Origin of the sequence: Maribellus maritimus, assembly GCF_022267315.1 — a bacterium.
Classification (GTDB): Bacteria; Bacteroidota; Bacteroidia; order Bacteroidales; family Prolixibacteraceae; genus Draconibacterium; species Draconibacterium maritimum.
In genome coordinates, this window is sequence record NZ_JAIKLE010000023.1 from 1 (window position 1) to 12,955 (window position 12,955).

At 37.7% G+C, this 12,955-nt stretch carries 17 protein-coding genes; 2 read left to right on the forward strand and 15 right to left on the reverse strand.

Annotation, left to right across the window (positions count from 1 at the left end; all coding sequences use genetic code 11):
• Positions 1-565 precede the first annotated feature (565 nt).
• The 5 genes from K5G00_RS18805 to K5G00_RS18825 all read right to left on the reverse strand — a co-directional run bounded on the left by K5G00_RS18805 (position 566) and on the right by K5G00_RS18825 (position 4,630).
• Positions 566-1,624, reverse strand: coding sequence for an alpha/beta hydrolase (locus K5G00_RS18805; protein WP_238767735.1), 1,059 nt, complete (start codon positions 1,622-1,624; stop codon positions 566-568).
• Positions 1,625-1,674: 50 nt separating this feature from the next.
• Positions 1,675-2,073, reverse strand: coding sequence for a cupin domain-containing protein (locus K5G00_RS18810; RefSeq protein WP_238767736.1), 399 nt, complete (start codon positions 2,071-2,073; stop codon positions 1,675-1,677).
• Positions 2,074-2,188: 115 nt separating this feature from the next.
• Positions 2,189-2,947: a carboxymuconolactone decarboxylase family protein gene (locus K5G00_RS18815; protein ID WP_238767737.1), complete on the reverse strand. Its 759-nt coding sequence runs from the start codon at positions 2,945-2,947 to the stop codon at positions 2,189-2,191.
• Between the two features lie 307 nt (positions 2,948-3,254).
• Entirely contained in the window at positions 3,255-3,833 is a 579-nt protein-coding gene (locus tag K5G00_RS18820; RefSeq protein ID WP_238767738.1) for an NADPH-dependent FMN reductase, read from the reverse strand.
• 173 nt (positions 3,834-4,006) lie between these two features.
• On the reverse strand, positions 4,007-4,630 hold the full coding sequence (locus K5G00_RS18825) for a superoxide dismutase (protein WP_238767739.1): 624 nt from the start codon (positions 4,628-4,630) through the stop codon (positions 4,007-4,009).
• Between the two features lie 202 nt (positions 4,631-4,832).
• On the opposite strand from K5G00_RS18825, the gene K5G00_RS18830 reads away from it, so the two are divergent.
• Together K5G00_RS18830 and K5G00_RS18835 are read left to right on the forward strand one after the other, a co-directional pair.
• On the forward strand, positions 4,833-5,468 hold the full coding sequence (locus K5G00_RS18830; protein WP_238767740.1) for a helix-turn-helix transcriptional regulator: 636 nt from the start codon (positions 4,833-4,835) through the stop codon (positions 5,466-5,468).
• A 149-nt stretch (positions 5,469-5,617) separates the two neighbouring features.
• The gene (locus K5G00_RS18835; protein WP_262921396.1) at positions 5,618-5,995 is read left to right on the forward strand and encodes a pyridoxamine 5'-phosphate oxidase family protein; all 378 of its coding nucleotides are present in this window, start codon (positions 5,618-5,620) and stop codon (positions 5,993-5,995) included.
• Positions 5,996-6,129: 134 nt separating this feature from the next.
• Here K5G00_RS18835 and K5G00_RS18840 read toward each other — a convergent pair whose 3' ends face one another.
• From K5G00_RS18840 to K5G00_RS18885, 10 genes are all read right to left on the reverse strand, one after another.
• The gene (locus K5G00_RS18840) at positions 6,130-7,098 is read right to left on the reverse strand and encodes a DMT family transporter (protein WP_238767742.1); all 969 of its coding nucleotides are present in this window, start codon (positions 7,096-7,098) and stop codon (positions 6,130-6,132) included.
• Positions 7,091-7,489: a DUF2255 family protein gene (locus K5G00_RS18845; RefSeq protein WP_238767743.1), complete on the reverse strand. Its 399-nt coding sequence runs from the start codon at positions 7,487-7,489 to the stop codon at positions 7,091-7,093. The genes K5G00_RS18840 and K5G00_RS18845 overlap by 8 nt, the downstream gene beginning before the upstream one ends.
• A gap of 11 nt (positions 7,490-7,500) precedes the next feature.
• Entirely contained in the window at positions 7,501-7,728 is a 228-nt protein-coding gene (locus K5G00_RS18850; RefSeq protein ID WP_238767744.1) for a tautomerase family protein, read from the reverse strand.
• A gap of 64 nt (positions 7,729-7,792) precedes the next feature.
• Positions 7,793-8,659 (reverse strand): aldo/keto reductase, encoded by an 867-nt coding sequence (locus K5G00_RS18855; RefSeq protein WP_238767745.1) that lies wholly within the window; start codon positions 8,657-8,659, stop codon positions 7,793-7,795.
• A gap of 56 nt (positions 8,660-8,715) precedes the next feature.
• Positions 8,716-9,924, reverse strand: coding sequence for an NAD(P)-dependent alcohol dehydrogenase (locus K5G00_RS18860; RefSeq protein WP_238767746.1), 1,209 nt, complete (start codon positions 9,922-9,924; stop codon positions 8,716-8,718).
• Positions 9,925-9,953: 29 nt separating this feature from the next.
• Positions 9,954-10,520 (reverse strand): DapH/DapD/GlmU-related protein, encoded by a 567-nt coding sequence (locus tag K5G00_RS18865; protein WP_238767747.1) that lies wholly within the window; start codon positions 10,518-10,520, stop codon positions 9,954-9,956.
• Between the two features lie 7 nt (positions 10,521-10,527).
• On the reverse strand, positions 10,528-11,007 hold the full coding sequence (locus K5G00_RS18870; protein WP_238767748.1) for a (R)-mandelonitrile lyase: 480 nt from the start codon (positions 11,005-11,007) through the stop codon (positions 10,528-10,530).
• A 15-nt stretch (positions 11,008-11,022) separates the two neighbouring features.
• The gene (locus K5G00_RS18875) at positions 11,023-11,373 is read right to left on the reverse strand and encodes a cyclophilin-like fold protein (protein WP_238767749.1); all 351 of its coding nucleotides are present in this window, start codon (positions 11,371-11,373) and stop codon (positions 11,023-11,025) included.
• A gap of 136 nt (positions 11,374-11,509) precedes the next feature.
• Positions 11,510-12,193, reverse strand: a complete 684-nt coding sequence (locus tag K5G00_RS18880) for a cyclophilin-like fold protein (RefSeq protein ID WP_238767750.1) — start codon at positions 12,191-12,193, stop codon at positions 11,510-11,512.
• 200 nt (positions 12,194-12,393) lie between these two features.
• Entirely contained in the window at positions 12,394-12,873 is a 480-nt protein-coding gene (locus tag K5G00_RS18885; RefSeq protein WP_238767751.1) for a cyclophilin-like fold protein, read from the reverse strand.
• Positions 12,874-12,955 lie beyond the last annotated feature (82 nt).

Sequence of the window (12,955 nt, forward strand, 5' to 3'; positions counted from 1 at the left end):
TAAATCAGTTCTTAGTCATATTTGAAAAAAGGGTCCAGCTATAAATAGCTAAACCCTCGGTATTTTTAATTTACACACTTTGTGAAACAGTGTCGAAAATACCTTTTTTACTTAAAATTTTGTTTGGCAATTTGCTTCAAACTGTTAAAATTGTGATTTACTTCTATCTTCCTCTTGCTTCTTTCTTTATGTCATTCTTCACGCAAAGGTCATCCATTAAATTTTTTGACCTGGCAATTACTTTTCTGTTTTTAAAGAATACAGCCCGTTTTTCTTTTTCTAAAAAAGTTGAAGTCAATACTTTTCTGGAGTTTACCTTCACCTTTCTTCTGCGTATCTGATGTTATTGCTTCTTCAATATCCGCTCAGCACACCGGCAATCTTCCCTCGAGAACATATACTATTCAGGCAATGACAAAACCACATTCTAATTATAATACATGAAAGTTACTACTCCTTTGCCTTTCAAGATACTCATTCGCAAGGGGTTAAAAAAAGGCTGTCCAATTTACATTTTTAGAGGACAGCCTCTTTAACACTATGTTTATATGCCGTTTACAAATCTTTATTTCAGATTTTCTTTGAAGAATAATTCCAGCTTTTCGAAAGGAATGACATCTACTTTGTCATATAAATCGGTATGAACGGCACCCGGTATAATCATCAGTTCTTTTGGCTCGTTTGCTGCTTTGTATGCATCTTCGCTAAAGTAACGCGAGTGTGCATTTTCCCCGGCGATAATCAACACCGGACGAGGTGAAATTTCGTTGATGTACGTAAGCAAGGGCATGTTCATAAATGATAATGAGTTGGTTGCAGTCCATGAATCATTTGAGTTAATCGAACGTGGGTGGAATCCGCGCTCTGTTTTGTAGTAGTTAACGTAACCTTGTACAAATTCTGGTTCTTCACCGGTTAACTGATCAGCCTCTGGTAATCCGGCAGCTCCGTATGCTGGTTCTCCGTTCTCAACATCTTTCCAGCGTTGTTCGCCCAATTGTTCCAGCATTTGTGAACGTTGCTCCGGAGTCATGCTATCAAAATAACCACGAGCAGTTACGCGCGACATGTCGTACATACTGGCAACTGCAATTGCTTTTACACGCTTGTCAACAGCTGCAGCGTTTAAGCCCATACCACCGAAACCACAAATACCCATAATTCCAACTTTCTCACGATCAACAAAGGGCTGAATTCCGAGGAAATCGATAGCTGCGCTAAAATCTTCAGTATTAATATCAGGTGATGCCACATTACGAGGCTCGCCACCACTCTCTCCTGTATAAGAAGGATCGAAAGCTACCACAGCAAAACCGCGCTGTGTGAATTGGTTGGCGTATACCCCTGATGATTGCTCTTTTACGGCTCCGTAAGGACCACTGATTGCCAATGCAGGTAGTCGTTCTGTTCCTCTGTCTTTCGGTAAATACAAGTCACCTGCAAGGGTGATTCCATAACGGTTTTTGAAAGTTACTTTTTCTCGGGTAACCTTATCACTTAATTCAAAAGTGTAATGCTCTTCTGTCTGTTTCATCTCTGTTTTGTTGTTTGTTTCTTTGTTTTTTGAATATGCCTGCGACAGTACAACGACTGACAGCAGTGCCATTGCAAATAGTTTTTTCATGACTAATTACTTAATTGTTTCTGTTTTCTAAATTGTACTCTGTTTGTTGCTTAGTCTAGTTTGTTGTATTCTTCGTCGGTAACCGGGCCGTTCCATTCTGTGGTCGATCCCTCAACCGGGATTGACAATGCGATGTGTGCAAACCAACTGTCTTTTGCTGCTCCGTGCCAGTGATTTACTCCGGCTGGGATATTCACTGTATCGCCCGGATTCAATTTTTGGGCAGGCTTGCCTTCTTCCTGGTACCATCCTGTTCCGGCAGTGCAAAACAAAATTTGTCCACCGCCATTGTGTACGTGCCAGTTGTTGCGGCATCCCGGTTCAAATGTAACGTTGAATGAAGGAACTCCTTCCAAGGTTAATACTGCCAGATAGCTTTGGCCTGTAAAGTATTCTGCATATGCATCGTTTTTCTGTCCTAATGGAAATGGTTGTTTAAATTCACTCATTTTGAAATCCTCCTATTATTTAATGTTTTTATTCTAATGTTGTCTAATTAAACATTGCCTTTATTTTAGGCCCCTGAAGGGGAACAAGGCAAGTCCCCTTTAGGGGATTTAGGGCTCATTTGTTTTCTTGTATTACTTCATTAATGCAAGCCAACGCATTTAATGTTCTTGGAAAACCCATGTAAGGTAAGCATTGTGTTACCGCTGTAAGCATGGTGTTTTTATCGTTTCCAACGCTTAGATTGCCGTTTACGTGCGATTTCACCTGACTTTCGCAACCTCCCAGTGCACTTAAAATACAAAGGGTGAGTAGTTCGCGGTTTTTTAAATCCAGTGTTCCGCGGGTATAAATATCGCCAAAACAAAATGCAGATAAGTAGTTTTGAATATGCTTCTGGTTTTTGGGAGCCATTTCGTGCATTTTGTCGATTATCTCGCCGAAGATGCTTTTTTGCACTTTCAAACCATCATCAAAACGGGTCTTTTCTGTCACTGTTTTTTGGCCTTCAACCGGTAGCGAAATATTAGCTGCCTTAAAAACCTCGTTGGTTCTATTAATGGCATTTAGTGTTTTTGGAAAACCTAAATATGGTGCACATTGGTATATGGCTTCTTTAATTTCAACCGGCGACACTCCAATATTTAAAGCCGCAAAAACATGTGCCTGCAATTGCTCGAGCGTTTGATTGGTTGTTAGTACAACTATCGTAATTAACTCACGCAATTTGTCGCTTAAATCGCCCTGATAGAAGACTTCGCCGAAAATGAAACGGTTTAGCATTTCCTGCAAATCCGGATCAGTTTCTGCCAGCGGACCAGTGTGTTGTCCAAATAATTCTTCAAACTTTTTTTTGCTTAGTTCTATTCTGTCCATCACTTTGTTTTTTAGAATTGTTCAACTTCAAACATTTATGAAAGTTTCACAATGCAAATGTCATTATTAGCAGTCTAATAAAATTACCAAAATAACGGTTAGAAATACCTCGATTACGGAATGTTGTATAAAAAACGGGAATTGGGGTATATAAAATAGAAAACAGCTATAAATTACTGGAATATAGCTTTATATTTTGTGATGGATTGCTTAAAAAGTCTAACTGACAATTTTTCACAGAGTGCGATATTGATCTAAACAAAAAGTTTGGGAAATGAACAGAAATGTGCTGATCAATGATGATTACTTATCCTGCAACCGGTGCATGAATTTCGCGTAACTCAACTTTTCTGCTGGTAGCCAAGTTGACTAAAAGGTTTAGCTTCTCTTTATTGGCGGCTGTAATTTCAGTTGGATTTTTAGCATCAAAAAGCGTACTTCTAACCAATGGAGCACTAAACGGAACAGGCCAGGCTCTTAATGCTTTTGCAATAGCATCCATCGTATTAATTCCCTGCATGGCCTGAATACCATCTGCCCAGCAAATCATGCCTATATTTTTGTCGGTGAGATAGGGCTGGGGAGCTTTTGAACTCAACTCAAGCCAGTCTAGACAATTTTTCATTGCCCCGGGAATACTACCGTGATATAAAGGAGCCAGCCAAAAATGTACATCAGCTTCCAGAAATTGTTGATTCATTAACTCTACCGAAAGTGGAATTTTTGTAACTACTGTATCAAACAAAGGAATTCCGGCATCAGCTAAATTGAAAATGTTGTTTTCAATCCCTAACTCCTGCAATTTGTTGGATAAATAGGTGGAAAGTAATACAGGTGTTGATTGAGGCTTTCTTTCCATGGCTCCGTTAAATACTAAGGCTTTCATTTTTTCTGATTATGGATTTGGTTAAAGTTTTGCACTGGGCTTGCTGTTGTCGTTTTCTATTTTTCGAATTGGAAATCAGGGAAAAACAGGCCCTGCGTAATTTTAGCAAGGCCAATTTTTGTACTATTGTAAAGTTGATTTTTCCTTTTAATGTTACCAACAAACCAGTTTTTTCAGATTTTCGACAATGCTTCTTCGTATTTTTTCTCTACTGAAGCCCAGTCAAGAACTGACCAGAATGCATCAAGATAATCTGCTCTTTTGTTTTGATATTTAAGGTAGTAGGCGTGTTCCCAAACATCAACTCCCAAAATTGGGTAGCCTTTGTCTGTTGACTCAACATCCATTAACGGATTGTCCTGGTTTGGAGTTGCGGTAACTGCTACAGAACCGTCAGCTTTTACGTAAAGCCATGCCCAACCAGAACCAAACTGTCCTAAACCTGCTTTTTTAATTTCAGCTTTCAGGTTGTCTACATCGCCAAAAGCTTCACTAATTTGTTCTGCCAGTTTTCCAGCAGGATTTGCCTGAGGAGTTGGTGACAAGATTTCCCAAAAGAGTGAGTGATTGTAGTGTCCCCCACCGTTGTTACGAACTGCTTTACTGTATTTACTTACTTCTTTGATTATTTCTTCCAGACTTTTGTTTTCTGCTTCACTTCCTTCAACAGCATTGTTCAGGTTATTTACATACGCCTGATGGTGACGTTGATGGTGAATTGTCATTGTTTCATTGTCAAAATGTGGCTCCAAGGCATCTGTTGCATACGGAAGAGCCGGTAAATTAAATTTGCTCATTATGTATATTTTTTATTGTTATTAACTGGTAGCAAAATTACAAAATGAAATAATAAAACAACCAAAAAGTTGCTAAATATTAAATTGATTTTATCTATGATTCATTGACAAACCCCCATACACAACTCTTAAATTGCATTTCAAAACATATTTCACTATCTTTACACCGAACCAATAAAACAACTAAATGTTGTTAAATAAAATGAAAAAAAATTCGTCAGAACGTATTTTAATGTTACTAAAGATGCGGGGTGAAGCAACAGCGCTTCTTATTTCGGAAGAACTTGGCGTTACCAAAGAGGGAGCAAGAAAACATTTGCTTAACCTCTCTAATGCAAATCTTGTAAAAGCAACGGAAAAGAGTGAAGGTGTTGGTCGTCCGTCAACATACTACTCACTTACAGACAAAGGCTTATCCCGATTTCCGGACACGCATGCTGATGTCACGGTTCAATTGTTAAGATCGGTGAAAAAGCTATTGGGAGATAATGCACTGGATCTACTTATCAGCGATAGAGAAGAAACTGTGTACAACCGCTATGAGAAAGAGATGAAAGGTTCAGAAACGCTTGAACAAAAGCTGAATATTTTGAGCAAAATGCGCTCAGAGGAAGGTTATATGGCTGAATGGAAAAAGGAAGATAATGCATATTATTTAATTGAGAACCATTGTCCCATTTGTGCGGCAGCTACAGAGTGCCAAGGATTCTGTCGCTCGGAGTTACACAACTTTAGAAAATTGGTTGGTTCGGAATACGAAATGGAGAGAGTTGAGTACATCGTAGAAAATGGAAACCGATGCGTGTATAAAATAAAAAACAGAGCGAATCGAATGTAATTTTTTTCAAATACTTTTTTCCTGCTTGTAAAAAAAGAATTTAACATTTGTAAAAAAATTTTAGTAACAAATCCACTAATTTAGCCCGATAGTTTAAGCTAAATAAATATATAAAGGAGGATATAATTATGTCACAGTTAACACCAGAAATGAAAGAGATGGTAATGAGTCATCAATGCTTTCATGCAACTGTTAGTAAAGGTGGAATACCCAACAATGCGCCCAAACGTTCTACACGTGTTTTTAACGATGAAACATTGATCTTTTCTGAAGGAGTAGGAGGAACAACATATCAAAATATTCTGGACGGATCGAAAATAGCGACAGCTGTTGTTAATCGCGATGTAATGGACGGATATCGTTTTATTGGAACTCCGGAAGTTATTATTGACGGCGAGATTTATGATAAATCAGCTGAAATGTCGCTTAAGGCAGGGATGCCCAAACCAAAGGCTGTAATCCTGTTACATATTGAAGAAATTCACAGCCTGAAACCCGGCCCCATGGCAGGCAAAAAAATTGGCTAAAAACATTTGAAATAGAATTTGTCGGAATTTTATGCAAGCAGCAAAAAGTCCAGGCTTTTTACCTAAGAGGAGCGGAAAAATTTTAGGTTAATGTGACTGAATTGAAACTGAATTCGGGAGTGAATTTTATTTTCTCAGTTATGTTTTCTCACTCTAAATTTTATATTACCGGGAAGAAGCAGTAATTTTCTGTTCTTTTCTTTTACCTTCCTGTATTTTCGCTTCGTCACCAGATAAACTCCTACTAAAACCAGAAACAAAGCAAGTGGTTTATCCCAAGTCAACATATCCTGCCCGACAATAATTCCAAGGATAGAAGCTACGATGGGTTGCCAATTCATAAAAATACTTACCGTACTTGCCTCGAGTCTTTTCAAGGCATAAGGCATCAGAAAAAATGCCAGCACTGAAGAAAATAACAACGCAAATACAAGTAAAGAAATAGCCAGTCCTGTTGTTTCAACTGTGTATATTTTTTGGCTTTGGAATTCGAAAATGCCAAAGGGCATTGCTACAACAGCAGATATGAGAAACATCCATTTTGCAATGGTAACCGGTTGGTATTTTATTGAAATTTTACGGGTTATTACCAGGTAAACAGAATAGGCAAAAACACAAAAGAGAGCGAAAAAGATACCCAGTAAATTGTTTGAACCGTTCGCTTCTCCGTTTGCTCCCAACAGAATAATTAAGGCCGCTCCCGAAATGCTCATCCCTATGCCAAAAACTTTCTGAAAGGGGATGACCTCCTGCAGGAAAATGGCAGAAAGTATTAATACAACTACCGGTGTTAAGGCCATTAGCAAAGCAAAAATTACCGGAGATGTGTACTCAAGCGATTGCGAAAATAAGAATTGCGTTCCCAGATAGCCAATAAGGCCTCCCAGTAACATGACTATCAAATCTTTTTTCTCAACTTTTTCTTTTTTAAAAAAAGTTCCAAGCGCCCAAAAAACAAGGGTTCCAAAAATCATCCGGGTGGCTGTATATCCCATGGGGGTCATCCAATCTGCCATTAACGCTTTTGTAACCGGAATATTTAATCCAAAAAAAGTATTGGCAAAAAATACGGCAAACAATCCCTGCCGATGCTCCTTATTCATTTCGATTATCTTCCTTGTATACCCTGACGGTTGCTGCTTTTGCCCTTTTACTTATCATGGATTGTAAATATGGACTATTACTGTATTTCTCACGATAAGCATCGTCAATTTTTTCGTTAATATTTCCGGTTACTGGTTCAAACTGAACCTCTTTTACCATACCTGCGGCTTCAATTTTTCCTGCCTTTTGTTTTATGGCCGACTGGTACCATCTGGAATTTACTCCATTATATGCTCTCACATAAAGCTGATTATCAACCATTACAACCCATATCCATGTAGGTGTTCCATAGGTTTCTCCGTCTTCCCGAAAAGGGGCAATATGAAAATCATCCTTTTGTGCTATCTGTTCAATTTCTTCTATTGTTAAACTAGTGATGTTTCCTGTCATTCTTCTGTTTTTTACATTTTATAACCGGGTTTTTTGTAGAGTATATCTTTTCTCTCCATAATATCTTTAGGATAAACATCGTTTTTCCATTCTTCGAAGGTAAAATCTTCAATCGCCACGGAGTAAGATTCGTCGCCTAATCCAATGACTTTTTGAGCGGCTTTTACTAATTCTTTTGCTAGCTTTTGTTTTTGTTCTTCGGTTTTACCCTCTATTAATTTAATCTGAATATGTGGCATATTAGTATTAATTAAAAACAGCCTTTCGAATTTCCGAAAGGCTGTTATGATACAATTTTATTATTTATTTCATCTTTCCTCCATACACAGGGAACATGCTTGCCTCACCGTAATCCTCAATTTGTTCCATGTTTAGCAAAACATGCATATCATCATCTGAAATTACAAAATCCACTTCGGCATTGTTTTTCATATGCGCCGGATTTGCCGTTTTTGGCAAAGGAAGTGTGTTAAGCTGAAGACAATAACGAATACCTAATTGTGGAACAGAAACACCGTATTTGTCAGCTATAGTTTTAACTTCCTGATTTTTCATTAATTCTCCGTGTCCGATTGGTGAATATGCTTCAACAAGAATGTCATTATTCTTACAGTATTCAATCAGTTCTTTGGGCGTGTTACTAATGTGCGCCAAAATCTGGTTGACCATTGGTTTAACAGTACATGATTCAAGAATGTTATCGATGTCAGCTTTTTCAAAGTTTGAAACCCCAATGGCGCGAAGTTTCCCGGCTTCATAAGCTTCTTCAAGTGCTCTCCATGTTTCACGGTTTCCCTCAAAATAGGAATCATCGCTATGGAATTCCATCCAGGGCTTTGGGCTGTGAATAATCATCAGATCAATGTAGTCCAGGCCCAAAGTTTTAAGCGAACTATCAATGGATGCAACAGCTTCGTCATACGATTTTACTTCCGCTGCCAATTTTGTAGTTACAAACAATTCTTCTCTTTTAACACCACAGTCTTTGAGTCCTTTTCCAACTCCGTTTTCATTCTGGTAAGCCTGGGCTGTATCGATATGGCGGTAGCCAAGATTAACAGCATCTATTACGGCCTGTACGGCATCGTTATCACTAATAAACCAGGTTCCTAATCCTAATTTTGGGATTTCAACGCCATTTACCAGCGTAAAATTTTCTTTTAAAATCATAACTATATCTTTTTGGTCTGTTTAATAAATTTACTTTTTCTCTAACTATTTCAATATCAAAATGTTGCCGCGTCAATCACATAACGATAACGTGCTTCTTTATTAACAACTTTATCCCATGCTTCGTTTATTTCATCGGCAGAAATCATCTGAATTTCCGGTTTAATACCATTGTCGGCACAATAATGAACCACTTCCTGTGTTTCCGGCATTCCACCAATCAACGAAGCATTAAAGTTAACCCGTGTGGCAGCTAATGTGATGTTGCTGAGGTTGATTTGAAATCCTTCAGGCATTCCTACATACGTAAAGTTGCCGTTTGGTTTTACACACGATACATATGGTGCCGCATTAAACTGGTAAGGAATGGTACAAATCATATAATCCAGTTTCTTATTATAAGGTTGCATGTTTTTAGAAGCATTATCTACAACAATAACTTCTTTTGCACCCCACGATTTGATATCCTCAACTTTATCGGGTGAGGTAGTAAATGCATACACTTCGGCACCTTTTGATACAGCCAGTTTTACTGCCATGTGCCCCAATCCGCCAATACCGGCAACCCCCACTTTATCTCCAATTTTAAAATCTTCTTTCATCAACGGTGAATAGGTAGTAATTCCGGCACATAAAAGAGGGGCAGCTTCCTGAAGGCTGATATGATCAGGAATATGAACGGCAAAATGGTCGCGTACAACAATGCTAGTTGAGTAACCACCCTGGGTAATTCCTGTAGGCGATTTTTTATCAGGGTAACCATAGGTGAAAAGCGTTTGACCATTTTCACAGTAATGCTCTTCGCCATGTGTACAGCTGTCGCATTCCATACAACTGTCGACCATACAACCTACACCGGCTCGGTCGCCCACTTTAAATTTGGTTACATTTTTACCAACTGCAGCCACAATTCCAACAATTTCATGCCCCGGAACCTGAGGGTATTGTTGCGGTCCCCAATGACCTTTCATCTGGTGAATATCCGAATGGCAAATGCTTGCATATTTGGTATCAATTAAAATATCATTATCACCCACAGGTCGACGTTCGAATTCCCAGGGCTGAAGTTTCCCTGATGTATCGACGGCAGCATATCCTTTTGATTTTATGTTTTGACCGGCACCACCCTCAACAGAGTTGCTGTTTTGTGCGAAAACATTTATTGGATTATTAAATAAAACACTGGCACCAACACCAGCTATCGCCGATTTTTGAATAAAATCTCTTCTCGACTGTTTTTTGTTTAATTGTTTTTTGTTCATCATTTTATTTTTTTCTTATACTCCAAACTTGTTTAATGGTTGTCAATATTTTTAATAAACTTTGCCGGAATGCCTCCAACAATCGTATTATCCGGTACATTTTTATTAACAACAGCTCCAGCGGCAACTATTGCATTTTCGCCAACGGTAACACCTGGCAAAATTGTAGCTCCGGCACCTATCCACGCGCCATTTTTTATTATAACCGGCTTAACTATAAGCGCCTGTCGCTCTTTCGGATTTACCGGATGTTCTTCACTTAAGATATTGACTTTGGGGCCAATCAATACATTATCGCCAATTGTTATGGTTCCCATGTCGAGCATAGAGCACAGATGATTGATGTAAACATTTTTCCCAATTCGGGTAAACTTCCCAATATTGATATAAACAGGTACCTGAATCATCGAACTTGAATCAAGCGGAATGCCGGATATTTCGCCCCAAAGCTTACGAACTTTTTTAGTATCGGCAGTTGCATTAAGTTCGATCAACAACTTGGTGGTGCACTCAGCAACTTCACTAATTTGAAAATGTTGTGGGTCTGTATACGGCACTGCTTCTCCCGACTGGAGGCGATCAAAAATATTCCTGCTCATTTCTGTTTTAATTCAGCTTTAAATATTCTTCATCAGTTACTGCATCTTTCCACTCCACAATACCTTTTTCAGTATTTGGCACAATATAGATATGACTCATGCTGGCATCTTTTGATGCTCCATGCCAGTGATCTACATCCGGTGGACATTTTACTACATCACCTTTGTGAATAACTTCGATGGGTTGTCCTTTAATTTGATGGTAACCAATGCCGGCTGTTACTATTAGAATTTGACCGGCAGGATGCGAGTGCCAGTTACTGCGGGCGCCGGCTTTAAAAAAAACTTCACCGCCTGCAGTTGTAAATACATCATCGTTCTCTATTAAACCTGTAACATAAACATTACCTGTAAAAAATTTTGATGGTGCCAGTTGGCCTTTCTCAAAAACATGTTCAACCTTTTGAGCTTTACTTTCATTACTATAACTGTTTAAAAATAAAACAGCCAATATGCCGATAAGGGCTTTAATAGATAAATGTTTCATAATCCTTATTTTTATTTATTTAACAATTTCGATAGTAGCTTTCAATTCTTCAGAGGTTTTTAGGATGCTTATATCACCTTCTATTTTCCCAAGTTTTACCAATTCGCTGGCATAACCAAAATCTTTGTAAAAAATGGAGAGGTTTCCCCAGGGAGCAAAGTAGATTATATCTCCTGCTTTTGGATTGAAACCTGATGGTGATTCACCGGTTTTAAGTGGTTTGTCAAGGTGTTTAATTTTACTTGATTGGCCATAATCATCCAAATTAAGAGTTAATGGAAGAAAAGAGGCAAAGTCTTTGGCTGCTTCGCTATTGTTAAGCGTAGCCTTGATAACATTTCCATTAGTTGTTATTTTTATTTTCATTGTTTTTATAGCTTTTTCGCTTTGCTTTGATTATACTTCTGATAAGCTCTAATTAAGTGACTTATATCCAGAATGTTGTTTAATTATAAAATCATTATATAGCGTAATTTGTTCATTTATAAGGTGCAATTTCTTGTTAGAATGATCGTTTAACAACCTTTCTGATTACTGCTTCCCTATTTCGTGATTCAATCTTTAAAAAATATATTCCTGATGTCAGACTACCTATATCAACAACGTTTTCTTGTGTTTTATAAATTGTTTGGCCTTTCATATTCATAAGTGTTATGGTTTCAAAATCGCCTTTCACTTCAAAATAGTCATCAACCGGATTTGGATATACCCGGAAATCGTTTTCACCGGTTTTATTCTCCTCTAAACTTGTTACTGTATCGGACAGAGTTAAAGTAACTGTTACATCACCATCTCCCAATGACGCTTTTAAATCTTCCTGATTAATATTGTCAATTTTTCCAAGTCGTGTAAAATTCCAGGAGTTGGGAGCATAATAAATGACCAATGCATTTCCCTGATACAATATGATATCTCCGGGTTCGGTTGTAATCTGTTCATCATTTCGTGGTAACGTTGTTCCAATGCTGCCTACTTTTTCCATATTTCCATAGTCACGCATTTCTATCGTTAATGAATTGTTTTTCAGTAACTCTATTAATGCAGAAGCAGATGAATTTTCCACTAAAGTGGCTGTCAGCTCAGTTGTTCCGTTAACAGTTAGGGTTATTTTTGTTCCCTGAGCCGAAATATGAATGGCTATCAAACTTATAACGAATATTAATATGTTAATCTTAATGAATCTCATAGCTTTTCTTTTTTGAACTTATAAAAGCAAGTCTTTTTTAACAGGTATAAAATTACTTTACAAATATCGATAGAAGAAGCCAAATAAAATGACCTAAATTACGGAGACAGCTACCCATATTACGGAATTTAATTTATGATCAATCAGTTGACAAACAATATTTTATAATTGATTCTATTAATGGAGGATGGGGCAATCAGTTATTTGTCCTCTGATAATGATAATGTGACAGTCACATTGCCGGCACCAAGAACTTTTTTTAGTTCAGATTGAGTTATATTCTCAATCTTTCCAAGTCTTGTGAAAGACCACGAATTGGGCGCATAATAAATTACCAAAGCATTTCCCTGGTATAATATAACATCACCGGCTTCAGTGGTTATCGATTCATCGTTTCTGGGAAAACTTCTGCCCAGAGAACCTACTTTTTCCATATTGCCATAGTCCCGCATTTCCAGTGTTATCGGTGCTTCTGTCAGTGCATTTATAAGCGCTTCTGCAGAAGAATTATCGGCAAGTGTTACCTTGAGAATTGTATCTCCAATTTTGATATTCATTGTAGTCGTATTTTGTTCATTATCATTTGTATTATCAAGTAAGCTGTCTAAGTTTTCTCCGGAACAGGCCATTGTCATTAAAAATATTAGAGCAATAGAGATTAAAATTGAATATTTTTTCATTTTGAAAATTTTAATTTATAGTGCAAATACAAGGCAATTAAATCACTAAATAACAGTTGGTTCTACTAAAATTAAAAAATTT

Bases quoted from the DNA above. Each gene is read 5' to 3' on its own strand.
- K5G00_RS18805 (WP_238767735.1), bottom strand. From the start codon at position 1,624: ATGAAAAAACTATTTGCAATGGCACTGCTGTCAGTCGTTGTACTGTCG.
- K5G00_RS18810 (WP_238767736.1), bottom strand. From the start codon at position 2,073: ATGAGTGAATTTAAACAACCATTTCCATTAGGACAGAAAAACGATGCA.
- K5G00_RS18815 (WP_238767737.1), bottom strand. From the start codon at position 2,947: ATGGACAGAATAGAACTAAGCAAAAAAAAGTTTGAAGAATTATTTGGA.
- K5G00_RS18820 (WP_238767738.1), bottom strand. From the start codon at position 3,833: ATGAAAGCCTTAGTATTTAACGGAGCCATGGAAAGAAAGCCTCAATCA.
- K5G00_RS18825 (WP_238767739.1), bottom strand. From the start codon at position 4,630: ATGAGCAAATTTAATTTACCGGCTCTTCCGTATGCAACAGATGCCTTG.
- K5G00_RS18830 (WP_238767740.1), top strand. From the start codon at position 4,833: ATGAAAAAAAATTCGTCAGAACGTATTTTAATGTTACTAAAGATGCGG.
- K5G00_RS18835 (WP_262921396.1), top strand. From the start codon at position 5,618: ATGAAAGAGATGGTAATGAGTCATCAATGCTTTCATGCAACTGTTAGT.
- K5G00_RS18840 (WP_238767742.1), bottom strand. From the start codon at position 7,098: ATGAATAAGGAGCATCGGCAGGGATTGTTTGCCGTATTTTTTGCCAAT.
- K5G00_RS18845 (WP_238767743.1), bottom strand. From the start codon at position 7,489: ATGACAGGAAACATCACTAGTTTAACAATAGAAGAAATTGAACAGATA.
- K5G00_RS18850 (WP_238767744.1), bottom strand. From the start codon at position 7,728: ATGCCACATATTCAGATTAAATTAATAGAGGGTAAAACCGAAGAACAA.
- K5G00_RS18855 (WP_238767745.1), bottom strand. From the start codon at position 8,659: ATGATTTTAAAAGAAAATTTTACGCTGGTAAATGGCGTTGAAATCCCA.
- K5G00_RS18860 (WP_238767746.1), bottom strand. From the start codon at position 9,924: ATGATGAACAAAAAACAATTAAACAAAAAACAGTCGAGAAGAGATTTT.
- K5G00_RS18865 (WP_238767747.1), bottom strand. From the start codon at position 10,520: ATGAGCAGGAATATTTTTGATCGCCTCCAGTCGGGAGAAGCAGTGCCG.
- K5G00_RS18870 (WP_238767748.1), bottom strand. From the start codon at position 11,007: ATGAAACATTTATCTATTAAAGCCCTTATCGGCATATTGGCTGTTTTA.
- K5G00_RS18875 (WP_238767749.1), bottom strand. From the start codon at position 11,373: ATGAAAATAAAAATAACAACTAATGGAAATGTTATCAAGGCTACGCTT.
- K5G00_RS18880 (WP_238767750.1), bottom strand. From the start codon at position 12,193: ATGAGATTCATTAAGATTAACATATTAATATTCGTTATAAGTTTGATA.
- K5G00_RS18885 (WP_238767751.1), bottom strand. From the start codon at position 12,873: ATGAAAAAATATTCAATTTTAATCTCTATTGCTCTAATATTTTTAATG.